The 23,829-nt window shown below is 64.6% G+C and carries 22 protein-coding genes; 17 read left to right on the top strand and 5 right to left on the bottom strand.

Annotation, left to right across the window (positions count from 1 at the left end):
* Window positions 1-179: 179 nt before the first annotated feature.
* Window positions 180-965 (bottom strand): type III pantothenate kinase, encoded by a 786-nt coding sequence (locus H6A16_RS09310; protein WP_204618504.1) that lies wholly within the window; start codon window positions 963-965, stop codon window positions 180-182.
* Between the two features lie 163 nt (window positions 966-1,128).
* On the opposite strand from H6A16_RS09310, the gene H6A16_RS09305 reads away from it, so the two are divergent.
* From H6A16_RS09305 to lgt, 4 genes are all read left to right on the top strand, one after another.
* Window positions 1,129-2,814 carry an OPT/YSL family transporter gene (locus H6A16_RS09305; RefSeq protein WP_204618502.1) on the top strand — a complete coding sequence of 562 codons (1,686 nt, stop codon included), beginning with the start codon at window positions 1,129-1,131 and terminating at the stop codon, window positions 2,812-2,814.
* A 429-nt stretch (window positions 2,815-3,243) separates the two neighbouring features.
* Window positions 3,244-3,525: a NifU family protein gene (locus H6A16_RS09300; RefSeq protein ID WP_204618500.1), complete on the top strand. Its 282-nt coding sequence runs from the start codon at window positions 3,244-3,246 to the stop codon at window positions 3,523-3,525.
* An 89-nt stretch (window positions 3,526-3,614) separates the two neighbouring features.
* Complete coding sequence (locus H6A16_RS09295; protein WP_204618498.1) at window positions 3,615-4,016, top strand: hypothetical protein; 402 nt, start codon at window positions 3,615-3,617, stop codon at window positions 4,014-4,016.
* A 45-nt stretch (window positions 4,017-4,061) separates the two neighbouring features.
* Window positions 4,062-4,880, top strand: coding sequence for a prolipoprotein diacylglyceryl transferase (lgt, locus tag H6A16_RS09290; protein ID WP_204618496.1), 819 nt, complete (start codon window positions 4,062-4,064; stop codon window positions 4,878-4,880).
* A gap of 114 nt (window positions 4,881-4,994) precedes the next feature.
* Here lgt and H6A16_RS09285 read toward each other — a convergent pair whose 3' ends face one another.
* From H6A16_RS09285 to H6A16_RS09275, 3 genes are all read right to left on the bottom strand, one after another.
* Window positions 4,995-5,654: a potassium channel family protein gene (locus H6A16_RS09285; RefSeq protein WP_204618495.1), complete on the bottom strand. Its 660-nt coding sequence runs from the start codon at window positions 5,652-5,654 to the stop codon at window positions 4,995-4,997.
* Window positions 5,655-5,663: 9 nt separating this feature from the next.
* A complete protein-coding gene (locus H6A16_RS09280) occupies window positions 5,664-6,317 on the bottom strand; it encodes a potassium channel family protein (protein WP_204618493.1) in 654 nt (217 codons plus the stop codon).
* A 73-nt stretch (window positions 6,318-6,390) separates the two neighbouring features.
* Window positions 6,391-9,318, bottom strand: coding sequence for a cation-translocating P-type ATPase (locus H6A16_RS09275; protein WP_204618491.1), 2,928 nt, complete (start codon window positions 9,316-9,318; stop codon window positions 6,391-6,393).
* Between the two features lie 374 nt (window positions 9,319-9,692).
* Between H6A16_RS09275 and H6A16_RS09270 the strand changes: the two genes are divergently transcribed.
* The 8 genes from H6A16_RS09270 (at window position 9,693) to H6A16_RS09235 (ending at window position 16,272) form a co-directional block, all read left to right on the top strand.
* Window positions 9,693-10,499: a YebC/PmpR family DNA-binding transcriptional regulator gene (locus tag H6A16_RS09270; RefSeq protein ID WP_204618489.1), complete on the top strand. Its 807-nt coding sequence runs from the start codon at window positions 9,693-9,695 to the stop codon at window positions 10,497-10,499.
* A gap of 157 nt (window positions 10,500-10,656) precedes the next feature.
* Window positions 10,657-11,193 (top strand): hypothetical protein, encoded by a 537-nt coding sequence (locus H6A16_RS09265; RefSeq protein WP_204618487.1) that lies wholly within the window; start codon window positions 10,657-10,659, stop codon window positions 11,191-11,193.
* 1 nt (window position 11,194) lies between these two features.
* Window positions 11,195-11,566: a DUF2273 domain-containing protein gene (locus tag H6A16_RS09260; RefSeq protein WP_204618485.1), complete on the top strand. Its 372-nt coding sequence runs from the start codon at window positions 11,195-11,197 to the stop codon at window positions 11,564-11,566.
* Between the two features lie 66 nt (window positions 11,567-11,632).
* Window positions 11,633-12,157 carry an Asp23/Gls24 family envelope stress response protein gene (locus H6A16_RS09255; RefSeq protein ID WP_204618483.1) on the top strand — a complete coding sequence of 175 codons (525 nt, stop codon included), beginning with the start codon at window positions 11,633-11,635 and terminating at the stop codon, window positions 12,155-12,157.
* A 333-nt stretch (window positions 12,158-12,490) separates the two neighbouring features.
* Complete coding sequence (locus tag H6A16_RS09250) at window positions 12,491-13,240, top strand: ATP-binding cassette domain-containing protein (protein ID WP_204618481.1); 750 nt, start codon at window positions 12,491-12,493, stop codon at window positions 13,238-13,240.
* A complete protein-coding gene (locus H6A16_RS09245) occupies window positions 13,233-13,922 on the top strand; it encodes a methionine ABC transporter permease (protein WP_204618479.1) in 690 nt (229 codons plus the stop codon). The genes H6A16_RS09250 and H6A16_RS09245 overlap by 8 nt, the downstream gene beginning before the upstream one ends.
* Window positions 13,923-14,043: 121 nt before the next feature.
* On the top strand, window positions 14,044-14,907 hold the full coding sequence (locus tag H6A16_RS09240) for a MetQ/NlpA family ABC transporter substrate-binding protein (RefSeq protein ID WP_204618477.1): 864 nt from the start codon (window positions 14,044-14,046) through the stop codon (window positions 14,905-14,907).
* Window positions 14,908-15,090: 183 nt separating this feature from the next.
* Window positions 15,091-16,272, top strand: a complete 1,182-nt coding sequence (locus tag H6A16_RS09235) for a DUF4013 domain-containing protein (protein ID WP_204618513.1) — start codon at window positions 15,091-15,093, stop codon at window positions 16,270-16,272.
* 107 nt (window positions 16,273-16,379) lie between these two features.
* Here H6A16_RS09235 and H6A16_RS09230 read toward each other — a convergent pair whose 3' ends face one another.
* Window positions 16,380-17,615 (bottom strand): amidohydrolase, encoded by a 1,236-nt coding sequence (locus tag H6A16_RS09230; protein ID WP_204618475.1) that lies wholly within the window; start codon window positions 17,613-17,615, stop codon window positions 16,380-16,382.
* Window positions 17,616-17,901: 286 nt separating this feature from the next.
* Here H6A16_RS09230 and groES point away from each other — a divergent pair, with 286 nt between their 5' ends.
* From groES to H6A16_RS09205, 5 genes are all read left to right on the top strand, one after another.
* The gene (gene groES / locus H6A16_RS09225; protein ID WP_204618472.1) at window positions 17,902-18,189 is read left to right on the top strand and encodes a co-chaperone GroES; all 288 of its coding nucleotides are present in this window, start codon (window positions 17,902-17,904) and stop codon (window positions 18,187-18,189) included.
* A gap of 54 nt (window positions 18,190-18,243) precedes the next feature.
* Window positions 18,244-19,881 (top strand): chaperonin GroEL, encoded by a 1,638-nt coding sequence (groL, locus tag H6A16_RS09220; RefSeq protein WP_204618470.1) that lies wholly within the window; start codon window positions 18,244-18,246, stop codon window positions 19,879-19,881.
* A gap of 685 nt (window positions 19,882-20,566) precedes the next feature.
* On the top strand, window positions 20,567-21,832 hold the full coding sequence (locus tag H6A16_RS09215) for a 4Fe-4S binding protein (protein WP_204618468.1): 1,266 nt from the start codon (window positions 20,567-20,569) through the stop codon (window positions 21,830-21,832).
* 85 nt (window positions 21,833-21,917) lie between these two features.
* Window positions 21,918-23,216 carry a hypothetical protein gene (locus H6A16_RS09210; RefSeq protein WP_204618466.1) on the top strand — a complete coding sequence of 433 codons (1,299 nt, stop codon included), beginning with the start codon at window positions 21,918-21,920 and terminating at the stop codon, window positions 23,214-23,216.
* Between the two features lie 237 nt (window positions 23,217-23,453).
* Complete coding sequence (locus H6A16_RS09205) at window positions 23,454-23,828, top strand: zinc-ribbon domain-containing protein (protein ID WP_204618464.1); 375 nt, start codon at window positions 23,454-23,456, stop codon at window positions 23,826-23,828.
* Window position 23,829 lies beyond the last annotated feature (1 nt).

Raw genomic sequence — 23,829 nt, 5'->3', positions numbered from 1 at the left:
CCGCCACAAAGACAGCTTGCATATGAGGGCCGTCCTTCGGGGCGGCCCTTTCGTGACAGGCTGTCCACTTTCAGGACGGAGATGTTTTCGGACACCCGACGCGGGCCGGCCGGCCCGCGTCGGGTGTCCGAAAACATCTCCGTCCTGAAAGTGGACAGCCCACCTGTCATAGCTTTTGACTAGCGCTGGTTCGCCGTCCAGAGGAGGGCGAGGCCGCGCAGCGTGAGGGTGTCGTCGACGGTAGCCGTGTGCCTCAGCAGGGCGGCGATGGTGGCCGCACCGTCGCCGGTGATGATGACCTGCGGCTCCGTGGCGCAGCTCATCTCGGCGACCATCGCGTCGAGCAGGCCATCGATGCGCGCGACCTCGCCGAGCACCACGCCGGACTGCATGGCCGCCCGCGTGCTGCGCCCGATAACGCGCTTGGGCGCCCGCAGCTCGATGATGGGCAGGCGCGCCGCCGCCTGCGCGAGCGAGCGCGCGCCGAGTGCCGCGCCGGGCGCGATGATGCCGCCTGCGAACGCGCCGTGCTCGTCGATGGCCTCGAAGTTCGTCGTCGTTCCCAGATCGACCACGATAGCCGGGGTGCCATAGGCTGCGCGTGCGGCGACGACATCCGCCACGCGGTCGGGGCCCACCTCAGACGGGTCGTCGTATTTCATCTGCACGCCGGACTTAAGGCCTGGACCTACCACGAGGGGCTTGGTGTCGCTCGCGGCTGCAAGGGCCTGCCGCCAGGTGTCGGTCAGCGAGGGGATGACGCACGAGAGGATGGCACCGCCGGCGCTGCCTTCGCCCATCAGCACGAGTGCCTGGGCGATCTGCGCGCGCGCCTCGTCGCGGGTGAGGGGCGAAAGCGTGGTGAACTCGCAGGAGCCCACGAGCTCGGGCGCGGAGCCATCTACGGCAAACAACCCGAAGCGCGTGGTGGTGTTTCCCACATCAACGGTCAGCACAGCACCCATAGCTCTCCTTCATGGCAGTTAGGACGGGGTCAGCTGTCACAATCTTACGGCCTTGCCGCGATTGTGACAGCTGACCCCGTCCTAACTGTCATATAATCACCGCGTCCGAGCCGTAACCCGACTTCCCGGTTTGAGGGGGAGCGGATATACGAAGGAGAACAGAATGAGCTCTACGAGCGACCGCGCGGGCCTGCGCGGGCAGCTGTCTGCCGCCGGCATCCTGATCGGCTGCATCGGCTGCGTCATCATCACGGCGTCCTCGGTGTACACCGCCCTCAAGATGGGTTCCCTGCCGTGGCCGACCATCTTCACGTCCATCACCGCGCTCGTACTGCTGCGCGCGGTGGGAAGGACATCTCTCAACGAAGCGAATATCACCCAGGTCATCATGTCCGCCGGCTCCATGGTAGCGGGCGGTCTGGCCTTTACCATCCCGGGTATCTGGATGCTCGGCCTCACCGACCAGGTGGGCTGGGGCGAGATGCTCGCCGTGGCGCTTGCCGGCACGCTGCTCGGCCTCGTGTGCACGGCGCTTATCCAGCGGCACTTCGTGGAGGAGTCGGACCTGGAGTATCCCATCGGTACCGCTGCCGCCGAGACGCTGCTCGCCAGCCGCGCCGGCGGCTCGACGGGCCGAAAGCTCTTCGGTTCGATGGCCGTGGCGGGCCTGTGGTGCGTGGTTCGCGACGTGCTCGGTCTCATGCCGTCGCTCGTGGCGCAGGTGCCGGTGCCGGGCGTCGCCTTCGGTATCCAGAACTCGCCGATGCGCTGGGCCGTGGGCTTTCTGGCTGGGCGCCGCTCGATCATCTACTGGGCGATCGGCGCCATCGTCGGCTGGTTCGGCGTCGTCGTGGGCGGAACCGCCGTGGGGCTGTGGGATGCCGCGGGTGCGCAGGGTATCGTGAGCAGCCTCGGCATGGGGCTCATGATGGGCTCGGGTGCCGGCGTGGTCGTGCGCGACATCGTGGTGCCGCTTGTGCGCCGCGCGCGCCTCAGGACGGCCCAGACGAAGGACGGTTCCGAGGGCACGCAGGGCGAGCCCGGTTTCATCTCCCGCTTCATCTCGCGTTACGACGCCGGCGTGCTTGCGCTCATGGCCGCCTCCGCTGCGCTCATCGTGTGCTTCGCGCTCGGCCTCGGCCCCGTGGTTGCCGTGGTCGTCGTGCTGCTCGCGTTCGTGACAGCCATCATGAGCGCGCAGTCCGTGGGCCAGTCGGGTATCGATCCCATGGAGATCTTCGGCCTGATCGTGCTGCTGTTCGTGGCGGCGTTTTCCGAGGCGACGCAGGTGCAGCTCTTCTTCGTGGCGGGTATCATCGCCGTGGCCTGCGGCCTTGCGGGCGATGTCATGAGCGATTTCAAGACCGGTCAGATCATCGGCACGAGCCCACGCTCCATGTGGTTCGGCCAGGCGATCGGCGCTGTGCTGGGAACGTTCGTCGCTGTCGCCGTCATGGTCGCGCTCGTGGCCGCCTACGGGCCCGACGCGTTCGGCACCGATGCGCTGTTCGTCTCCGCGCAGGCCAACGTGGTGGCGACGATGGTCTCGGGCATTCCGAGCGTCAACGGGTTCGTGATCGGCTTGGCCGCGGGTGCTGTGCTCTACTGCATGGGAATCCCCTCGATGATGCTCGGTCTCGGCGTGTACCTGCCGTTCTACATGTCGATCTCCACCGTGCTCGGCGCGGTGATGCGCTGGGTGTACGACCGCATCTGCGCGGCCCGCGGGCTCGATGATGAGGCCTCGGAGGAGACGGGTGTCGTCGTGGCCTCGGGTGTGCTCGGCGGCGAGTCCATCGTGGGCGTCATCGTGGCGTTCGCCACCGTAGCCGGCGGATTGCTGGGGTAGCGGCGCCGCATTCTGCCGTTCCAGCAGGGCGGCTGGATGAAATGGCGACTTTTGTACCGCTTGGGTTTGGGCCCAGCCTGCTTGCCCAGGCAGAATGCGGGGGCAAGATACTGCCAATAGGGCTATAGCGGTCAAACCGGACAGATAAAGACCCCCCGCAACGGCGAAAGGGGCAGCCGAATGGCGAACGGTAAGGCACCTTACCGGTACAAAAGTGGCGAATCTATCCAGCTGCGCTGCATCGCTCGGTTTAGGGTCGCATGCGTTCGTCGCTGTTCGCGAAAAAACGGGGTCGGTATCACGGGCCGGCGTGCTTCTCGTATGGGGTGTCTTGTCGGTTGCATTTCGGGTATGAGCTTGTAGTACCATTACATCTACCTGCGGGCGCAGCGCAAAGGCGCCCGCACACCGCATACGAAAGGAGCCCTCGTGGCCGTTAACGAAAAGCTGCTGCTCGCCGTGCTCGACGAGATCCGCCCCAACCTCCAGGCCGATGGTGGCGACATGGAGTATCACGGCGTGGACGAGGACGGCGTCGTCTCCCTCGAGCTCACCGGCCATTGCGCCGGCTGCCCCATGAGCCAGCTCACGCTCTCCATGGGCATCGAGCGCATCGTGAAGGAGCACGTTCCCGGCGTGACGCGCGTTGTCGCCATCAACGACCTGACCGGCGGAGCCGCCGACCTCTACGACGAGTACGCGCCGTTCTAATCATCGAGCGTACAGGTATCTCAGATGGGGCCGCGTCAAGCGGCCCCATCGTTGTTGAAGCAGGGCTATACCGGAAGGGGAGTGTCAGCGTGACGGCATCGAGCGCAAGGGACGCCGCATGTCCCGGCGGGCTTCCTCCCGTCACCCAGATCGCACCCGGTGCGCCCGTCGGGCACGAGTCGGGGCGCGATTACGAGCCGGTCGACCCCCGAGGGGAAGACGGTGTCGTGCGCTGCTGGGAGGTGCGCGGTTGCGCGGGCATCTACGGCTTTGACGCCTACATGGAGGACGAGTGCCCGCATAACGTGCCCGACCGCTACTCTCCGTGTCCCGGCACCTGCGCGTACACGCGCTGCCAGCGCCCGTGGCATCGGGAGGCCACCTCGCTCGACGACCTGCTCGATCCCCGGGTCGACCGCATGGCCGCCATCAAGGAGGAGTGCCGCCACTGCCTGCACTTCATCCGCAAGGGCCCGGCGGCGCGCGCGTAGCTCCGCGGCCCTAGCCTCGCTCGATTGCAAACGAAAGGAGCCTCCGTGCTCAACGAGCTCTACCAAAGCCTGGACCCGGTCGCCTTCTCGGCAGGTCCGATCACCATCTACTGGTATGGCATCTCCTACATCGTGGGCGCGCTGCTCACGGGCGTCGTCATGTACCGCACGCAGCGCCGCTGGGGCCTGGATATCACCGTCGACGACATCATGACGGTGGTCGTCGGCATCGTGTTCGGTCTGCTCATCGGTGCCCGCCTGTTCTACGTGCTGTTCTATGGTGATGGCTACTACTTCGCGCATCCGCTCGAGATCTTCGCCGTGAACCACGGCGGCATGAGCTTCCACGGCGGCCTGGTGGGCGGCGCGCTCGGCGGCATCCTTGCGTGCCGGTTCTGCCGGCTGTCCGCCTGGACCATCGCGGACCTCGCGGTCATCGGCGTGCCCGTCGCGCTGGCGCTCGGCCGCTGCGCGAACTTCACCAACGGCGAGCTATGGGGCAAGCCCACCGACCTGCCCTGGGGCGTGATCTTCGAGTCGGGCGGTAACGTGGCGCGCCATCCCTCCCAGCTCTACGAGGCGCTGCTCGAGGGCGTGCTGCTGTTCGTCGTCATGCAGATCCTCTCGCGCAGAAAGCCGCTGCCCCCGCAGGGCCTGTTCATGGGCGTGTTCGTCGCCTGGTACGGCGTGGCGCGCATCCTCGTGGAGTTCGTGCGCGTGCCCGATGCGCAACTGGGCTACCTGTTCGGCGGTTTCGTGACCATGGGCCAGCTGCTCAGCCTGCCGCTCGTGGTGATCGGTATCGCGCTGATCGCCTTCGCGCTTCACGCCAAGCGCCCGCAGCGCGGCTACCTCGACGACTAGTCGACGCCGCAACGCGACCGACATATATAGAAAAGCGAAGGCCGCCCTCGCCGAAGGCATCTCGGCGAGGGCGGCCTTGTACATGAAAGTTTGGGGCCTGTCCCCAAACTTTCACTAGGCGAAGAGTCGGCGGATGGTGTCGCGGCCTTCGCGGCTGCAGAACAGCACGGTCTCGTCGCCCGCGTGCAGCACGGTGCGTCCATTCGGAACCGTCAGGCTGCCGCCGTGGTCGACCGCGACGACGATAGTCTGCTCGGGAAACACGATGCTGGAAAGGGCCATTCCGTCGACCTTCGACCCGGGGTTCACGGTCGTCTGCACGATGCTGTGCTCGTCGCGGCCGAGCTTCATGAGCGTGAGCATATCGCGCAGGCTCATGCCCTCGCGGATGAAGCGCGTGAGGATCTCGGCCTGGTTGACGCCCACGTCGACGCCGTTGACCGGCGTGAACATCCAGGCGTTCGAGGGGTCGTTCACGCGCGCGACCACGCGCGGGACCGAGAACTCCATCTTGGCGAGCATCGCGATGACGAGGTTCACCTCGTCCTTGCCGGTGACGGCGGCCAGCACGTCCGCCATGTGCACGCCCGCTTGCTCGAGCGCCAGCGGGTTCGCGGCGCTGTCCTCGATGATGGTACAGTCCGGGCACGTGCGCCTCAGGCGCTCGACGGCTTCGGGCCGCTGCTCGATGATGGTGACGGTCTCGCCGTCCGCGCACAGCTGCGAAGCCAGGTGGGCGCCGATCTTGCCGCCGCCTGCGATGATGATCTGCATACCGATCGCCTACTCTCCGATGCCGAGCATCTGCTTGAACTTGCGGTTGGCCGACGTCGCGACGGCCGCGTAGATGATGTCGCCGTCCGACAGGACGGTGCCCTGCGTGGGGATGAACGTCTCGTTGTTGCGCGAGACGCTCACGATCTGGACCTCGCCGAGCGCGGTGAGCTCGCGGACGGTCGTGCCGGAAAGAAGCGCGGGGATGTCGGCGCGCACGAGGTGCACGTCTCCAGAGCCGATCTCGTACACGCCGTCGAGCTGCCCGTAGGTGAGCAGCTCGCAGATGCGCGAGATGCCCCACGTGTTGGGGGAGATGGTCTGGATGTCCAGGCGCCGGTACGTCTCGGCCTTGGACAGGTCGTGCAGGCGCGCGATCACGCGGGGAACGCGGAACATGCTGCGCGCCACGTGTGCGACCACGATATTCGCCTCGTCGGATCCCATGCACGACACGAGCGCGCTCGCGCGCATGATGCCCGCCTCCTCGAGCACGGCGCGGTCGAAGCCAACGCCGCAGACCTTCTTGCCGGTAAAGGACGCGCCCAGCGAATCGAGCGCTGCCTTGCTGGTGTCAACAGCTGTGACGGAGAATCCCTGGCGGGAGAGGCGCCGCACCAGACCGGCGCCCATGTAGCCGACTCCCACTACGATAACGTTCATCGTGCATCACCTTTCTGCACATACGGGAAACCAAAGGGGTTCAGAGCGCGCGCTGCCGCGCATCGGATGCCGATCATCGCGCCTCCCGTCCGGCTCGCCGGGCGTCGCGGCGCCTGAGCCATGCCTTGCGCGCCTCCTCGATCGCGATGACGATCGGCGGGATGCAGCAGAGGAAGACGTAGTCCTGCCAGGCGAGCGGCGTGGTGTGGAACACGCCCTGAAGCGGCGGGAAGACCGTGAGGAACACGATGAGCGCCACCTCGAACACGATGCCGATCATGATCTGGCGGTTGGCGAACAGGCCGATCTTGAACACCGAGGTCTTCTCGGTGCGGCAGTTCATGACCTGGCCGATCTGCGCGAACACGATGCCGGCGAGCGTCATGGTCGTCGCCTGGATGTAGATCGGGTCGGCGTCGTCGCCGAGGCCCGCGAGCGGGGCGCCGGGTACCCAACCGTTCAGGATGTTGACCAGGAAGTACCCGATCATGGCGGCGATGGACCCCATGAGGCCGTACCACAGGAAGGCCTTCACGAGCACACGGCGGTTGAGCAGGCGCTCGTTGGGGTCGCGCGGGGGCTGGTCCATGATCGTGCTCTCGGGAGGCTCGGTGCCCAGGCCGAGGGCGGGCAGCATGTCGGTGCCCAGGTCGATGGTGAGAATCTGCATCGTGGTGAGCGGCAGCGGGACGGCGCCGCCGGAGAGTAGGTACACCGCGTTGGGCACGGCCTCGGGTGCGTTGGAGTTCAGGATGTAGAGCAGGAACTTGCGGATATTGCTGTACACCGCGCGGCCCTCCTCTATGGCTGCCACGATCGAGGCGAAGTTGTCGTCGGTCAAGATCATGTCCGCGGCCTCCTTGGCCACGTCCGTGCCGGCAACGCCCATGGCGACGCCGATGTCGGCCTTCTTCAGGGCGGGCGCGTCGTTCACGCCGTCGCCCGTCACGGCCACGATCTCGCCCATCTCCTGCAGGGCGGTGACCACGCGAAGCTTCTGCTCGGGCGCCATGCGGGCAAAGACCACCTGGCCCGCAAGACGGCGCTTGAGCTCCTCGTCATCCATCTGCGAAAGCTCGAAGCCCGAGATCACGGAGAGGTCGTCGCCCTCGACGATGCCGATGCGCTTGGCGATGCTCGCGGCGGTGAGGCCGTAGTCGCCCGTGATCATGACGATGCGGATGCCGGCACGGCGGCACTCCGCCACGGCGGCGGCAACCTCGGGGCGGGGCGGGTCCATCATGACCTGGAGGCCGACGAACGTGAGGTGGCACTCGATGTTCTCGGGCGTGTATGCGCTCATGGCCGCCGGCACGCCCTCACGCGCCGCGGTGGCGTCGAGCGGGCGGTACGCCACGGCGAGCACGCGCAGGCCATCGGCCGCGTAGCCGTCGTTTGCCGCCATGATGCGCCCGCGCAGCTCCTCGGTCATGGGCTCCACGCGCCCGTTCACGCGGATCTTGTCGGCCAGGCGGACGACCTCGTTGGGAGCGCCCTTGACGAAGGCGATGCGGCGCGCCCCGTCGATCGGGTCCTCGAGGCTGTGCACGGTGGTCATGCGCTTGCGGCGGCTCTCGAACGGCAGCTCCTTCACGCGGGGCATGCGGTGCTCGAGCTCATCGGGGTCGATGCCGCCCTTCTGGGCCGACACGATCAGGCAGGCCTCGGTGGGGTCGCCATAGACCTCGTAGCGACGGCCCTCCTCCTCGGGGGCGTGCAGGCGCGCGTTTCCGCACAGCAGGCCGCCTTCGAGTAGCAGCTCGAGGTCGGGGTCGTCGACGGCGCGATACGTCGTGCCCGCCGCCTCGATGCTGCCTTCCGGCGCGTAGCCCACGCCGGTGATCTCGTACTCGCGAGCTGCGGTCCACAGGTGGTTGACCGTCATTTCGTTTTGGGTGAGCGTGCCGGTCTTGTCGGTGCAGATGACACTCGTGGAGCCCAGCGCCTCGACGGAGTTGAGCTTCTTGACCAGGGCGTTGCGCTTGCTCATGCGCTGCACCGCCATGGCGAGCGACAGCGTCACGGTGGGCAGCAGGCCCTCTGGAATGAACGCCACGACCATGCCGAGCGCGAAGATGAACGACTGCGCGAAGGGTTCATGCACGACGAACATGGAGAGGGCGAAAAAGATCATGCCCATGCACATGGCGAAGATGGTGACCTGCTTGGTCAGGCGATCGAGGTCGCGCTGGAGTGGGCTTTCGGCCTCCTCCATGTTCTGCGTGAGGCTCGCGATCTTGCCGAATTCGGTGTCCATGCCGATGCGGACCACGACGGCCCGTCCGTTGCCCTCGGACACGCTCGTGCCGGCAAACACGAGGTTGGGGATCTCGGCTGCGGAAAGGCCCTCCTCCAGGACGGCGTCGGACGTTTTGCGCGAAGGGTTCGACTCGCCGTTCAGGGTGGATTGGTTCACCTGCAGGTCCGAGCTCGCGATGACGCGGGCGTCGGCCGAGATCTTGTCGCCCTCGGCAAGAAGCATGATGTCGCCGGGGACGAGGTCCTCGGCCAGCACCTTCTGCTCCTGGCCGTCGCGGATGACATTGGTGTAGGCGGGCAGCATCTTCTTGAGCGCCTCGGTTGCCTGGCTTGCGCGAAATTCCTGCCAGAAGCTGAAGACGCCGTTGATGATGTTGACGAGCCACACCGCGATGCCCAGCTCCGGCAGCCCCGCCACGAAGGCGATGATGCCCGCAGCCCACAGCAGGATCGCCATGAGATGCGTGAAGTTGGACAGAAACGCGAGCACGGGTGAGCGCTTCTTACCTGATTCGATCAGGTTCTTGCCGAAGCGCCCCTGGCGCGCGGCTGCCTCGTCGGTGCTCAGGCCGCCCGGGCCAACGTCGAGCCGGGCAAACGTCTCTTCAATCGGTTGTTTTCTGATGCTTTCGATAAGATCGCCGGAATCCGCTCCGGCGTTTTCGGTACAGCGGGGCGATAAATGCACGCCCCTGCCTGTGCCAGCCGCATCCTGCGGCGACGCGGGGTTCTGCGTTCCCATAATCCCCATCCTTTCCACGGCCATGAGCTGGGCTTATGGCGAGAAAAAATGAAACTTTGGGCCACGGGGCTCGCGCATGCCCTCGTGGATTGCAACGCATCTTAGTCATGTGCCGCAGCGGGTGCAATATCCTTTTTCAGATTTTTCCGAACCGCTCCCGCAAGAACACGGCAAACGGCCGCCGACGCTGCCCAAACGGCATGAAAGTTTGGGGACAGGCCCCAAACTTTCACATGATGCTCTTTGCGTGGCATGTGGCCGTGGGGCTTTTGCGCAAGCCGTAATCGGTATATCATGCCTTATCGTGTGTTTCTATGGGCCGAGCTGCACCCCGCGTGCTGATTTCGGCTGGATAAGATAGAAGGAGCTGTGCCATGTCCGGACACTCTAAATGGGCAACCACCAAGCATCGCAAGGGCGCGCAGGACGCCAAGCGCTCCGCGCTGTTCTCCAAGCTGAGCCGCAACATCACCGTTGCCGCCCGTCTTGGCAACGATCCCAACCCCGATAACAACGCCAGCCTCGCCGCGGCCGTCGCCAAGGCCAAGGCTCAGTCCATGCCCAAGGACAAGATCAAGTCGGCCATCGACAAGGCCTTCGGCACGGGTGCCGACGCCGCCGTGTACGAGAACATCGTGTACGAGGGCTACGGTCCCGCCGGTGTCGCCGTGTACGTCGAGTGCCTGACCGACAACCGCAACCGCACCGCCGCCGACGTCCGCTCCGCCTTCAGCCACGCGGGCGGCAACCTGGGCACCACCGGTTCGGTGGCCTTCCAGTTCGAGCGCAAGGGTCAGGTCGTCGTTTCCAAGGAGATCGTCGATCCCAACGACAAGAAGGAAAACATGATGGCCAACGGCGCCGCGGGCGACGAGGAGGAGTTCATGATGGCCGTCGCCGAGGCCGGTGGCGACGATTACGAGGACGCCGGCGACGAGTGGGTCGTCTGGACGAACCCCTCCGAGCTCATGGCCGTCTCCAAGGGCCTTGAGGAGCAGGGCATCGAGGTCAAGGGCTCCGAGCTCACCATGGTTCCGACCACCCCGACCGATGTGACGCCGGCCGACGCCAAGAAGGTCCAGCGCCTCATCGACCGCCTCGAGGAGCTCGACGACGTCCAGGACGTCTACAGCACCATGAACATGACCGACGAGGTCATGGCCGCTCTGGAGGAGGAGTAGGCCCGCGCGGGTGATCCCGCGTCGATAGGCATGAAGGGAGGGCCGGGTTTGCGCGCGTTCGCGACCCGGCTCTCTGCGTACCGTGCGGCCGACCCTGCGTATCGCGGGCGGGGCATAGGGACCGCAGATGACGAGAAGCGCTGAGGGGAGCCGACATATGCGCGCGATCCGGAGGATCTCCGCCGTCATATACCTGCTTGCCGCGGGCTGCGTGCTCGGGGTTTCCACCTGCCGGATGCTGGGGGTCAGCCTCGGCCGCCTCGACGGCATGCTCGAGCGCCAGCCGGGCCGCATCGCGTTGCTCGTGTTCACGGCGATCGTCGCGCTCGGCGTGCTGATCACCGTGATCCGCGCGTTCGCGGAGCGACCGGACCCCACCTGCGTCCACCCGGCGGGCAATCCCGATATCGAGGTGACGCTCGCTGCGCTCACCTCCACCGCCAAGCGGGCCGCCGCGGGTTCCGACGACGTGATGATCGAATCGGTCGAGGGCAAGATCGGCGGGAGGGGCCGCGATGAGGTCCGTCTGACGATCGAGGCCATCGCCTTCACCGAGGAGGGGCTCGAGCCGCTTGCCGACCGTATGCGCCAGCGCGTGGTCGACGCCTGCGAGCGCATGCTCGGCACGAGCGGCGTGACCGCCCGCGTCCGTTTTCTTCCCAGCAAGACCACGATTGTGACCAAGGAGGTCTAGCATGAGCGACACCGGTGCACGCAAGACGGCGCCCAAGCTGACGATCGACCAGGCGCCCATGCCTGAAAGCGATACGGAGCGCGCTGCCGAGCGCGAGGGCGTTCGCGCCGCGGCGTCGGAGATCGGCGAGGAGGCCGTCGGTTTCATCAAGGGTCTCGGCGCGTCGCTGTGGGCGTACGCGGCATCCCATCACTACACGGTGCTCTACGGCTTCATCGGGTTCGTGCTCGCGGTCCTCATCCTCACGATAGGGCTGTGGTCGACGATCGTGATCGCCGTGTTCGCCGGTGTCGGTGCCACGCTCGGCCAGATTCGCGATGGCGACAACGGCATCGTGAATTTCTTCCGCAGGCTGTTCTCCGGTAAGCGTTAGGATGGATACGACCCCCGTCCGGCCGCGATGCGCGCCGGCGGGACGCGTTAGGAAAGGGGAGTACCCATGACCGATGAGCTCAAAGTTGAGGTGGAGACCGCCGACCAGGGCGCTCTCGATGAGGCTGCCGCTCCGGTGGCGGCCGAGAACCAGGACCTCGCGGTTGCCGAGGAATCCGACGACGCGGAGTTCGAGGACGAGGAGCTCGACTCCGAGGACTCGCTCACCTATTCGAACGGCGTGATCGAGAAGATCGTCGCCATCGCCACGCGCGAGGCCGACCACGTGCTCGGCATGAAGGGCAACCTCATGCACTTCGTGCAGGAGACCCTCGGTGCCGAGAACCTCACGAAGGGCGTGTCGGTCGAGGTGACCGACGACAACCGCGTGATCGTGAACATCTCCGTGATCATCGAGTACGGAAGCTATGCGCCCGCGATCTTCGAGGACGTGAAGGAGCGCGTGACCGAGCAGCTGACCGCCATGACGGGCCTCGAGGTTGCCGGCATCAACCTGCGCATCGAGGACGTCATGACGCGCGAGGAGTACGCCGCGAGCCACAAGCGCGCCCAGGAGGCAGCTGCCGAGTAGCGCCGCAGGCATGCAACGTGTGCAAGACGGGGCCGTCATCGCGAGCGATCGCGGTGGCGGCCCCTTTGCGTTCGCGGCGGGGCGGACGTGTCACCGCGCATCCGTTGTTGCGTTTCATTCCGAACTTGCATCCGCTAAAGTGCCCTGCTACCCTTGAGTGCATGTTTACGACTGCCGCACATATGATGATGGTCATGATGATGCCCTCGCCCGGGCACTTTGCCATGCCGAGCGATCATCGCGGGCATGGGGAGACCGGGCGCCTTCGCTAGGTCGTCTCCGGCGGGAGTCGACCCGCCTTTTTCCTAGACCAAATCATCGGGTGGTGTTCTCGTGATACAAATCAAGCATCTGTGCAAAGTGTTTGACGGCGCTGAGGGCGCCGCGTGCGCTCTGGACGACATCTCCTTCGATATCGCCGATGGCGATATCACGGGGATCATCGGCATGAGCGGCGCCGGCAAGTCGACGCTCGTGCGCTGCATCAACCTGCTGGAGCGTCCCTCGTCGGGCCAGATCGTCGTCGACGGCCAGGACGTGACGAGCCTTTCGGGCGCCGAGCTGCGCAGCTACCGTCGCCGCGTGGCCATGATCTTCCAGAACTTCGGCCTGCTTTCGCAGAAGACCGTGCTCGACAACGTGTGCTTCCCGTTTCTGGCGGCAACCGGCAAGGTGACGGCCGACAACCGCGCCCATGCGCTCGATCTGCTCGATATGGTCGGTCTCAAGGAAAAGGCATCGTCCTATCCGTCCCAGCTCTCCGGCGGCCAGCAGCAGCGCGTGGCCATCGCCCGCGCGCTCGCGTGCGACCCCGAGTACATCCTGTGCGACGAGGCCACGAGCGCCCTCGACCCGGCGAGCACCAATACCATCCTGAAGCTCTTGCGCGACATCAACCGCAAGACGGGCGTCACGGTCATCGTGATCACGCACGCCATGAGCGTGGTCGAGAAGATCTGCCGCAACGTCGTCGTGCTGGAGCACGGCCGCGTGGTGGAGAAGGGCAGCGTCGCCGACGTGTTCGCCAACCCCACCTCGCAGGCCGCCAAGGTGCTGCTCGAAAGGGTTGATTGGGATGCTTAACGCCGTGAACGCCTTCATCGCCGAGTACGGCGAGCTGCTCGCCGAGGGCACGGTCAGCACCATCGTGATGGTGCTTGTGCCCACGCTCATCTCCTATATCATCGGCATCGCGCTCGGCGTGGTGCTCTACCTGACCTCGCCGGGCTCACTGCGCCCCATGCCGGTGCTCAACGCCGTGCTCGGCTGGGTCGTGAACATTCTGCGCTCGTTCCCGTTCATCGTCCTCATGGTGTTCATCATCCCGTTCACACGCCTCATCATGGGCACTGGCTCGGGCATTTTGGGCACCATTCCGCCGCTCGTGCTCTCCGCGTCGCCGTTCATCGCGCGTATGATCGAGCAGTCGCTCGCCGAGGTCCCGCGCGAGTCCGTCGAGGCAGTCGAGGCCTGCGGCGCGAGCGTCCCGCGCATCGTCTTCTCGGCGCTTCTGCCCGAGGCGCTGCCCTCCATCGTCCGCGGCGTCGCCGTCGTGCTCATCTCCGTTCTGGGCTACACCGCCATGGCCGGCGCCATCGGCGCGGGCGGCCTGGGCGATATCGCCGTGCGTTACGGCTACTACCGCCGCGTGGACGAGGTCATGATCGTGGCCGTGATCATCCTGATCGTGATCGTCCAGGTCATCCAGAGCGTCTGCGACCTGGCGGCGCGCAAGGTCGACCACCGCGGCGCACGCGACGCGTAAGGTTCGGGCCGGGCGCCTGGCTGCGCACCGTTCGTAACGTTTTCGATTGGCAGCTGCCCTCTGCGTGCCGCTGCTGTACCGTAATCTCAATCTCCATCGCTTCGTAAGAAAGGCTTTCATCATGAGCTTTGATTCCACCATCTCCCGCCGTTCGTTCATCGCCGCTGCCGCCGGCATCGTGGCCGCCGGCTCCCTTTCCGCCTGCGGCGGTAACGACACCTCCGCATCCGGCTCCGTTGCGGTCGATTCCCCCGTCACCCTTACGGTCGCCGCGAGCCCGAGCCCGCATGCGGAGATCCTCTCCGAGTTCGCCGCGCCCAAGCTCGAGGAGCAGGGCATCACCCTCGAGGTGAAGGAGTACACCGACTACATCCTGCCCAACCAGGACACGAGCGCCGGCGAGGTCGACTGCAACTACTTCCAGCACCTCAACTACCTGGCCAACTACAACGAGGAGAACGGCACCGACCTCGTGAGCGTGGGCAAGATCCACTTCGAGCCCATGGGCGTGTTCGCCGGCAAGTCCGACGACCTGGCCAACGTGGCCGACGGCGCCACGATCTCGGTGCCCAACGACGCCACCAACGAGGGCCGTGCGCTGCTGCTGCTCCAGGAGCACGGCGTCATCACCCTGTCCGAGGACGCCGGTATCACCGCCACGCCCAACGACATCGTGGACAACCCGCATAACATCGAGATCCTCGAGCAGGAGGCCGCCATGCTGCCCTCCACGCTTGCCGATGTGGACTTCGCCGTCATCAACGGCAACTACGCGATCGATGCGGGCCTGACCCTTGCCGACGCCGTGGCGCAGGAGAGCGCCGACTCCGACGTCATCAAGAACGAGTACGCCAACGTCATCGTGACGACGCCCGACCTCGAGGACGACGAGCGCATCGCCGCGCTGGTCGACGTGCTCACGACCGACGAGTTCAAGGAGTACCTCGCCGACACCTTCGGCGATTCGGTCCAGGCCGCGTTCTAACGGCTTTGCCCTCATCCTTATAGGTATTGGATGCCTCCCCGCGGCGCAGTCTCTCTGCGCTGCGGGGCTTCTTTTTTCGGACACCCTTCTGTTTCACATGAAATTGCGCAATTATGCGGCGGAAACCCTGCCATACAATAGGACTCGCGCCAGCATGCACGGCGCTTTTGCAAGGGAGGTCCTATGTATTGCAACAAATGCGGTACCAAGATGGAAGATTACGACCGCTTCTGCCCGGCATGCGGCGCGCCGAACGCGCGCATGGCGCAGCAGGCCCAGGCGGCATCGGGGCCGGCATCTGGCACGCAGGCGACAGCTGATGCCCAGCCCACAACAGCTCAGCCCACGACGGCGCAGACGGCGCCGACGTTCGACTGGTCTGGCAGCTCTCAGCCCGCGGGCTCGGGGCCTGTGGCAGCTCATCCCAAAGGTTGCCTCGCGCAGGCCTTCGACGATATCACGAAGGTGCCCGGCGCCCTTCAGCGCGTACTCAAGATCGCCTTCGTGCCCGGCATCATCGCCGTCGCCTCGGTCGTCTTGTTCATCATCCCGATGATCGGCTGGGTTGCAGGTGCCATCGGGCTCATCCTCGCGTGGTGCGCGAGCATCTGCGCTGAGGGCTACGCCATCGAGTGGGGCCGCGAGCTCTCGCGCGGGCGCGGCTTCGATACCAAGGCGCCGCTGCTGCGCACCTCGCTGTTTTCGCTCGGCTTTTTCGGCAACGCGGTCCGGAGCCTGTTCTTCACGGTCGCCTTCATCCCGCTGCTGATTTTCATCGCGTTCCTTACCCTCACCACGGGAACGGGCATCCTCTCCGCGCTTTTTGGAGGCGGCTACTCATCCGGCGGCTTCCCGGCGGGGCTCGGCGTGCTGGTGCTGTTGATTCTCATCTTGGCGACGATCGTGCTGGCGGTCCTGTTCACCATGTTCGGCGATGCCGCCGTCATGCACATGGCGGTGACCGGTCGCGTCGAGTCGACCTTCGCCCTCGGCAAGGTGGTCCGCGTCGTCAAGGGCACCGCGGGCAAGCTCTTCTGCGCCTCGATCCTGTCGAGGATGCTCGTCGGCATCGCCATGTACATCGTACTCATGATTCTGATGCCGCTGACGGGGAGTATGTTCGATAGCTGGACCATGTATTCGGTGTTCGGCAACGCGGTGGAGCAGCTCTTCGCGACGATTCCGCTCGTGATCTGCGTGGCGGCCATGGTGTTCGTCGTGTTCTGCGCTGCGGCCTTTACCAGCGTGCTTGCGTATCGCGCCTTGGGTTACTGGGCGCAGCGCTATGCGCCGGCGTGGATCCATGAGGGCGAGAGCGACTTCGTGTTCACGATTCCCGGAACCGAGGGGCGTCCCGTCGTCTAGCGGCGAGGAGCTTGCAAAACCTTCTGGCCGATATGAGAAGCGGGGCGTCGAGGCGCCCCGCTTCGCTGTTTTGGGTTGCTTGTCGGCGTGTGACGTGTGGCGCGGCGCTACTCCGCCAGGAAGTCGACGGCGTACTGTGCGGCGGTCATGCTGCCCTTGGCGAGCACGGTCTCGTCGACCTTGTAGTAGCAGGAATGCTGGGCCCAGGTGGCGCCGATGGCGGGGTTGCGGCAGCCCACGAACGCGAGCACGCCGGGCACCTCGTGCAGGTATTCCGAGAAGTCCTCGCCCGACATCGTGCCGCGGTAGCTGCCGACGCCCTGCTCGCCGAGCACCTTCACGATGGCCTGGCGGCAGCGCTCGCTTGCCTGCGCGTCGTTGTCCACCTTGTAGTTGGCGATCGTGTAGTCGGTGAGCTTGGCCTCGGCGCCGAGCGCCATCGCCGTGTGCGTGCAGATGCGCTCGATGAGGGTGGGCATGATGTCGTGCGTAGCGTCGCTGTAGGTGCGCACGGTGCCTGTGAGGTAGGCGGAGCCGGCGATGACGTTGCGCGCCGTGCCGCCGTGCAGCTCGCCGACGGTCACGACGGCGGGCTCGTAGGGCGAAAGGTCGCGACTGACGATGGTCTGCAGGCCGTTTACGATCTCGGCCGCGGCGATGATGGCGTCGGCGCCGCGCTGCGGCATGGCGCCGTGGCACGAGGTGCCCTCCACATCGATGCGGAACCAGTCGGTATTCGCCATGCGCGGGCCGGGCTCGCACGAGATGGTGCCCGCGTCGACCTCGCTCCAGATGTGCATGGCGAAGGCACCGTCGACACCGTCGCAGACACCCGTCTTCTTCATCATCTTGGCGCCGCTGCCGTTTTCCTCGGAGGGCTGGAACACGATGCGGGCCTCGCCGTGCAGCTGGTCGGTCATGCGGGAGAGGATCTGGAGGGCGCCGAGCATCATCGCGATATGGCAGTCGTGGCCGCACGCGTGCATGACGCCCTCGTTCACGCTGGCGAACTCCTCGTTCGTGCGCTCGAGCACGGGCAGGGCGTCGATGTCGGCGCGCAGCAGGAGGCGGCGGCGCGGAGTGCCGTCGGCGTTGTAGGCGTCCTTTGCGGTGCCGGCGAGCGTGGCCACGAGGCCGGTCTCGAGCGGGCGATCGTAGGGGATGCCCATCGCGTCGAGCTGCGCGGCGATGTCGTCCGTGGTCTGGAACTCATGCAGGCTGAGCTCGGGATGCTTATGGAAGTGGCGCCGCTGCTCGATGATGTAGGGTTCGTACTCTGCGCCAAGCTGCTTGATTGCGGCGGTGGCGTCGATGGGGGAGGGTGCTGCGTTCGGTGCGTCCATAACAGGTCCTTCCTGGGGAGCTTCCGGGCGCATGCGGGCGACGGGGCTCCTCGTATGGTATGCGCCTAGAAGTATAGAGCAAGCATTTGCGGGCGTTTGCGCGGCGGTACCAGCCGTAACACGACCTATGCGAGCGCACTGAAGAAATCTAAGTGCCGATTAATAAGATTTTTTGCCATTGCGTTGTATAAGTCGGGATTGCTGGGTATTATTCTTGGCGTACGAAAGGTCAAGGCTGGTTGGGTGCCGTCACATGGGCCCGCCAGCGCAAAAGGAGGAATCAAGCATGAGTCTGAAGCCGCTTGGAGACCGCGTCCTGATCAAGCCCGATGCAGCCGAGCAGAAGACCGCTTCCGGCCTGTACATCGCCAGCAACGCCCAGGAGAAGCCGCAGCGCGGTGAGGTCGTCGCGGTCGGCGAGGGCAAGCTCAATAACGATGGCCAGCGCATCCCCATGGACGTCAAGGTCGGCGACAAGGTCATCTACGGCAAGTTCGGCGGCAACGAGATCAAGGTCGACGGCGAGGATTACCTCCTCATGCGCGCCGACGACATCTACGCCATCGTCGAGTAGCCCATCCGCTGCACGTAGGTTTTCGTAACTCAACCATTCCCCGGAGGAATAAACATGGCTAAGAACATCACCTTCGACACCACCGCGCGCGCCAAGCTCGCCAAGGGTGTCAATACGCTGGCCGACGCCGTTACCGTCACCATGGGTCCCAAGGGCCGTTACGTCGCCCTGCAGCGCTCCTATGGCGCGCCGACCATCACCAACGACGGCGTTTCCGTCGCCAAGGAGATCGAGCTCGAGGACAACATCGAGAACATGGGTGCCCAGCTGGTGAAGGAGGTCGCCACCAAGACCAACGATACCGTGGGTGACGGCACCACCACCGCGACCCTGCTCGCCCAGGCCATCGTCAACGACGGTCTGCGCAACGTGGCCGCCGGCGCCAACCCGCTGGCCATCCGCCGCGGCATCGAGAAGGCTGTCGCCGCCGCCGTCGAGGAGATGAAGAAGCAGGCACAGCCGGTCGAGACCAAGGAGCAGATCGCTTCCGTCGGCACCATCTCTGCTGGCGACCCCAACGTCGGCGCCAAGATCTCCGACGCCATGGACGTCGTGGGCAAGGACGGCGTCATCACCGTCGAGGACGGCCAGACCTTCGACATCACCATCGACACCGTCGAGGGCATGCAGTTCGATAAGGGCTATGTCTCTGCGTACTTCGTGACCGATAACGATCGCATGGAGGCCACCCTCAAGGATCCTTACATCCTCATCACCGATCAGAAGATCTCCAACGTCCAGGACATCATGCCCGTGCTCGAGGCTGTGTCCCGCGCCGGCAAGAGCCTGCTGATCATCGCTGAGGACATCGACGGTGAGGCCCTGCCGACCCTCGTGCTCAACAAGATCCGCGGCGCCCTCAACGTCTGCGCCGTCAAGGCGCCGGGCTACGGCGACCGCCGCAAGCGCATGCTCGAGGACATCGCCATCCTGACCGGTGGCCAGGCTGCCCTCGATGAGCTCGGCATCAAGATCGCCGACATCACCGCCGACATGCTCGGTACCGCCAAGAGCGTGACTGTGTCCAAGGACAACACCACCATCGTGGGTGGCTCGGGCGACAAGGCCGCCATCGACGCCCGCGTTGCGCAGATCAAGGGCGAGATCGAGCACACCGACTCCGACTTCGATCGCGAGAAGCTCCAGGAGCGTCTGGCCAAGCTCTCCGGCGGCGTTGCCGTCATCAAGGTCGGCGCTGCGACCGAGACCGAGCTCAAGGAGATCAAGCACCGCGTCGAGGACGCCCTGCAGGCGACCCGCGCTGCCGTCGAGGAGGGCATCGTCGCCGGTGGCGGCGTGGCCTTCATGGACGCCGCTCCCGCGCTCGATAGCATCGAGATCACCGATCCCGAGGAGCAGATCGGCATCGACATCATCAAGAAGGCCCTGACCGCTCCGGTTGCCACCATCGCTAAGAACGCTGGCTTCGAGGGCGCCGTCGTCGTCGACAAGGTCGCTTCGCTGCCCGCCGGCGAGGGCCTGAACTCCGCTACCGGTGAGTGGGGCAACATGATCGAGATGGGCGTGCTCGACCCGGTCAAGGTCACCCGCACCACCCTGCAGAACGCTGCTTCCGTGGCCGGCCTGATCCTTATCACCGAGGCCACCGTGACGGATGTTCCCAAGAACACGCAGCTTGAGGACGCCATCGCGGCCGCTACCGCCAACGCTCAGGGCGGCGGCATGTACTAAGCCGTAACGGCCTAGAACTTCCTTCGGAAGCCCGGAGGCGCTTTCGCGCCTCCGGGCTTCCTGTTTATGGCTCCGATAGCGCCGACTCGGCGCGCTGCTTTGACACGTCAGCTTATTATGAAGCCGGTTTTCGGTGTATCTTTTTGAACTCCCCGAGTAGAGCACCCATATGGGCTGTTGACGAACAGCGTTTTCCCAGTTGAGAGTTGCTCGCAATCGGGTTGTACTCGGCAGGGTCCGAAAGATACACCGAAAACCGGCTTCATATTTCGTCTGCCCGTGCAATCAGCTCATTCTTGCTGTCATAGAAGAGCGAAGAATGTGGGCGTCGGCGTGGAACGGGTAGTGCAGTTGTTTTTGGCATTGCAAAACTTATGAAGCCCGTTTTCAGCGAATCCCATTTGGGTCTTGGAGTGAAGGGCCGTTTTGGGAGCTCGCTGCGCGGCGTTTTCCCAGTTGAGAGTTTCTCGGCATTGCGCTGTACTCAGCTCTGTCAGAGAGATTCGCTGAAAACGGGCTTCATAATTAGCTTTCCCTCACAGTCGATGTGTTCTTGCTGTCTAAGAAGGGCGGGGGATAGGTGGCAACGCGGATCGGTGCGTTCATCTCCCGGTAAGTCCGGTTACAATTGAAGGGTTGCAACGTGGGGCCTGTCGGCCCCTTCGCATGAGGGAGCGTTTTCGTTATGGCGCAGCAGCACGACCTGTTCGACGACATCATCGATATCAGCAAGGGCCTTGGCGCTCTGAAGGACCCGTTTTCCGGCGTGACCGATGCGCTGCTCGGCGTGGATGCGCCCGATGCGCCGGTTTGGAATCCCGCCGACTACAAGGAGCGTCCGCGCGCCAACTCCATCCCGTGCCTGGTGTGCAACTACGAGAAGAGCTCCTGCACCGCCTGCATGGATGCCTGTCCGGTCGATGCGATCGACATCGAGGAATTCTGCATCGAGATCAAAGACAGCTGCCGCAAGTGCGGTCTGTGCGCTGCCGTGTGCCCGACCGAGGCGTTCGTGTCGCCGCGCATCCAGCCCAAGAAACTGTACGACGCCATCGCGGGTGCCGCTGCTGCGTACGAGACGGCCTATGTGACCTGCACGCGCGCCTTGCGTCGCCTACCGCGCGAGAACGAGGTCGTCGTTGCCTGCATCGGCGACGTGACGCCCGAGGTCTGGTTCTCGGTGCTGGTGGACTACCCGAACGTAAGCGTGTATCTGCCGCTCGATATCTGCGAGAACTGCAAGAACACCACCGGCGAGGAGATCTTGGGCAACGCGATTGCCACCGCCGAGGAGTGGGCGGGCGCCGGCTTGGGCCTTGAGGTCGACGCGAAGGCGCTCACCTGCACGAAGCGCCGCGAGTTCGAGCGCAAGGAGTTCATGGACAATATCATGCGCACGACGGGTCTTGCGGTGAGCAAGCTCAACCCCGCGACGGCGGCGGTGACCTCGGTCGCCCAGCGCCTGAAGGACCACTCGCAGAAGATCTCGGCGCTCGAGAAGACCCTCAAGAACGCCTGCGGCACCACGACGCAGAAGCGTCGCCGCATCCTGACGCAGGGCCGCCAGCTCATGCTGTCGACGCTTCAGTCCTATCCCGAGCTCGCGGAGAACATCCAGGTCAAGACCCCTGAGTGCGACTTCTCCAAGTGCACCCTGTGCGGCGAGTGCGTGAAGATCTGCCCCACGCACGCCACGGACCTCGTGGGCGCCGGGCGCTTTGCCGTGGAGCCGACCTACTGCATCGGCTGCGGCCTGTGCGCCGAGGCCTGCGAGGACCATGCGCTCACCATGGTTGAGCACGACGCAAGTGATCTTGTGGTTCCCGATCCCGAGGCCGAGAAGAAGGCCGCCGAGGCCGCAAAGGCCCGCATCGAGATGGAGAAGACCAAGGCCGAGGCAAAAAAGAAGCTCAACAAGATGCTCGACTCCATGGAGAAGCTCGACAAGTAAAAACTGCCAACGCGCGCGGCCTGCGAACCGCGCGCGTTTTCCATGATGGTCGATAGGTTTCCGTTCGCTTGAAGGAGCGCTCCCCATGTCGTTCGTGCAGACAAAGACCTCTCAGGGATTCATTCCCTTCCGAGGGGTTATGCTGCGCGATGATGGGGTGCTCGAATTCGATGTGCTGTCCGCGCGGGAGCTGATGAGTGCCGAGCCCTCTCAGCGCGCGATGATGTCATCGCCTGCGGCAACGAAGGATCTCATCGACCTCGCGCTATGCTCTCCTTCGGCGGAATCTTCCGACGCGCAGCGTGCGGAATCGATGCTTTACGCATTCGCACAGTGGTCGGGACCGCTGTTCGGCTCATCGCATATCGAATCGCTTCGTGCATGGAAGTACGCGGCGGACGTTGCGATGCTCGCGACGAGGCTTCAGGAATGCGCCAACGGCTTGAAGCCGATATCGTCGCTCAAGGCGCTCGGACGGGTGCATAAGCAGCGGGTAATCGATTCGGCAGCAGGTGTCGGCTTCGATGAGCTCGACGTTGCCATTGCGGTTTGCGGGGAATATCGAGACGTCGTTTCGACGCGGCCGATGATTCGGCGCACGGAGGATGCCGATGGAATCTGTTACGTCTCCGTCGCTCGGCACGACGAAGCGGATCTGACCTATCTGGAGTTCGTAGCGATTCGGCTTGCGGAAGATATGGATGCCTCCGACCTACAGGAGCTCATGGAAGATGCGGGGATTGCCGATGGCAAGGAGGCGCTTGCCACTTTTGCCGTGGAGCCCGACAGGTATGTCTTCGAAGATTCGGAACTATGCGCCGAGGATCTCCCCGCAATCGCTGCCCTCCTGAGGGCGATCGTTTCGGCTCATCTCGATGGTGTGCATGTTGATGCGTTTGCAGATTACGATGCGACGGGGAATCTCTCTTTTGAGAGCTTTCTGGCATGGCTTTGGTACGACTTCTCTAGACGCCTCAGCAGGGTGTCAATCGGATACTGCGAGCAATGCGGAAAGCCGTTTTCGCTGGTCGGACATCGCGGGGCCGAGCGACGGTATTGCTCCCGGCAGCGCAAGACCGACGCGAAGAACGCTCGGTCAAGGGCGGATAGGGAGGCATCGCGACGGATGTTTCTCCAGGGGGCAAGCGTTGCAGAGATCGTGCGGGAGCTGTATCCGACCGTGGAGGCCGACAGCGCGGCTGCCCGTGTGCGTGCGGACCTATCCAAATGGGTTGAGCTGAAGCATAGGATCGACGACCAGATTGCCGAGGTCGGCATTGCCCTTTCTGATCTTCTCAGGCGTTGTGTCGCCGAGGGGCTTGATGTGAGCCGGCTGGTAAATGCTCGGCGCCTCAAGCAGATTAAGCTGAAAATTACTCCTTAATTCACCCTTTTTACGGTTCTAAAAATCAATAGAGTGAGTAGCAGAAGGCGGGCAGAGATGGCCGCGCGGGCGCATTCGCGCTTCTAGATGCCCTGTTTGGCACGGCTTCACCTGCAGGTATGTCGAAAAATGCGCAACTCTTAGGCCGTGGGTCAGTTTAATGTTGGCGCAAGGAGAAGGAACGTGCTCGGAATCGAGTGCGGGAGCATGCCTGGCTGGCAGGAGGGAGCTGAACCGATGAAATGCAAGAACTGCGGATACGAGGTCGAGCCGAGCTATCGTTTCTGCGCGAAGTGCGGATATCCCGTTGAGCAGGAAGACGAGACGGGTGGCGAGGAGCTGCTGCAGCAGGAGCCTTGCGGCTCGACGGAGGAGCAGCCAATCGCTGAGGAGGTAAATGATTCGGGCGCAACCGCTCGAGAAGACGACACCGTGCCTCAGGAGGATGGTGCGGCGGCTCTAGACGATGCCGTTCCTTCCGCTGAGCCCATTTCCCAGGATGCCGCCGCTGCTGCTGTTCAAGACGCTCCCAGGCCGCTGGCGAATCCTGCTCCTCAGGAGAGCACTGCTGCCGCAAACCAGGCGAACGAGCCCAAGCATCCGTCTTCCTAGG

Source organism: Collinsella tanakaei, from assembly GCF_016900375.1.
Taxonomy (GTDB): domain Bacteria; phylum Actinomycetota; class Coriobacteriia; order Coriobacteriales; family Coriobacteriaceae; genus Collinsella.
The sequence above is the reverse complement of the archived record's forward strand: the minus strand, read 5'-3'. Positions and strand labels throughout refer to the sequence as shown.

Excerpts from the sequence above, each read along its gene's own strand:
- H6A16_RS09310 (WP_204618504.1), bottom strand. The coding sequence starts at position 965 with ATGGGTGCTGTGCTGACCGTTGATGTGGGAAACACCACCACGCGCTTC.
- H6A16_RS09305 (WP_204618502.1), top strand. The coding sequence starts at position 1,129 with ATGAGCTCTACGAGCGACCGCGCGGGCCTGCGCGGGCAGCTGTCTGCC.
- H6A16_RS09285 (WP_204618495.1), bottom strand. The coding sequence starts at position 5,654 with ATGCAGATCATCATCGCAGGCGGCGGCAAGATCGGCGCCCACCTGGCT.
- H6A16_RS09280 (WP_204618493.1), bottom strand. The coding sequence starts at position 6,317 with ATGAACGTTATCGTAGTGGGAGTCGGCTACATGGGCGCCGGTCTGGTG.
- H6A16_RS09275 (WP_204618491.1), bottom strand. The coding sequence starts at position 9,318 with ATGGGAACGCAGAACCCCGCGTCGCCGCAGGATGCGGCTGGCACAGGC.
- H6A16_RS09270 (WP_204618489.1), top strand. The coding sequence starts at position 9,693 with ATGTCCGGACACTCTAAATGGGCAACCACCAAGCATCGCAAGGGCGCG.
- H6A16_RS09265 (WP_204618487.1), top strand. The coding sequence starts at position 10,657 with ATGCGCGCGATCCGGAGGATCTCCGCCGTCATATACCTGCTTGCCGCG.
- H6A16_RS09260 (WP_204618485.1), top strand. The coding sequence starts at position 11,195 with ATGAGCGACACCGGTGCACGCAAGACGGCGCCCAAGCTGACGATCGAC.
- H6A16_RS09255 (WP_204618483.1), top strand. The coding sequence starts at position 11,633 with ATGACCGATGAGCTCAAAGTTGAGGTGGAGACCGCCGACCAGGGCGCT.
- H6A16_RS09245 (WP_204618479.1), top strand. The coding sequence starts at position 13,233 with ATGCTTAACGCCGTGAACGCCTTCATCGCCGAGTACGGCGAGCTGCTC.
- H6A16_RS09240 (WP_204618477.1), top strand. The coding sequence starts at position 14,044 with ATGAGCTTTGATTCCACCATCTCCCGCCGTTCGTTCATCGCCGCTGCC.
- H6A16_RS09235 (WP_204618513.1), top strand. The coding sequence starts at position 15,091 with ATGTATTGCAACAAATGCGGTACCAAGATGGAAGATTACGACCGCTTC.
- H6A16_RS09230 (WP_204618475.1), bottom strand. The coding sequence starts at position 17,615 with ATGGACGCACCGAACGCAGCACCCTCCCCCATCGACGCCACCGCCGCA.
- groES (WP_204618472.1), top strand. The coding sequence starts at position 17,902 with ATGAGTCTGAAGCCGCTTGGAGACCGCGTCCTGATCAAGCCCGATGCA.
- groL (WP_204618470.1), top strand. The coding sequence starts at position 18,244 with ATGGCTAAGAACATCACCTTCGACACCACCGCGCGCGCCAAGCTCGCC.
- H6A16_RS09215 (WP_204618468.1), top strand. The coding sequence starts at position 20,567 with ATGGCGCAGCAGCACGACCTGTTCGACGACATCATCGATATCAGCAAG.
- H6A16_RS09210 (WP_204618466.1), top strand. The coding sequence starts at position 21,918 with ATGTCGTTCGTGCAGACAAAGACCTCTCAGGGATTCATTCCCTTCCGA.
- H6A16_RS09205 (WP_204618464.1), top strand. The coding sequence starts at position 23,454 with ATGAAATGCAAGAACTGCGGATACGAGGTCGAGCCGAGCTATCGTTTC.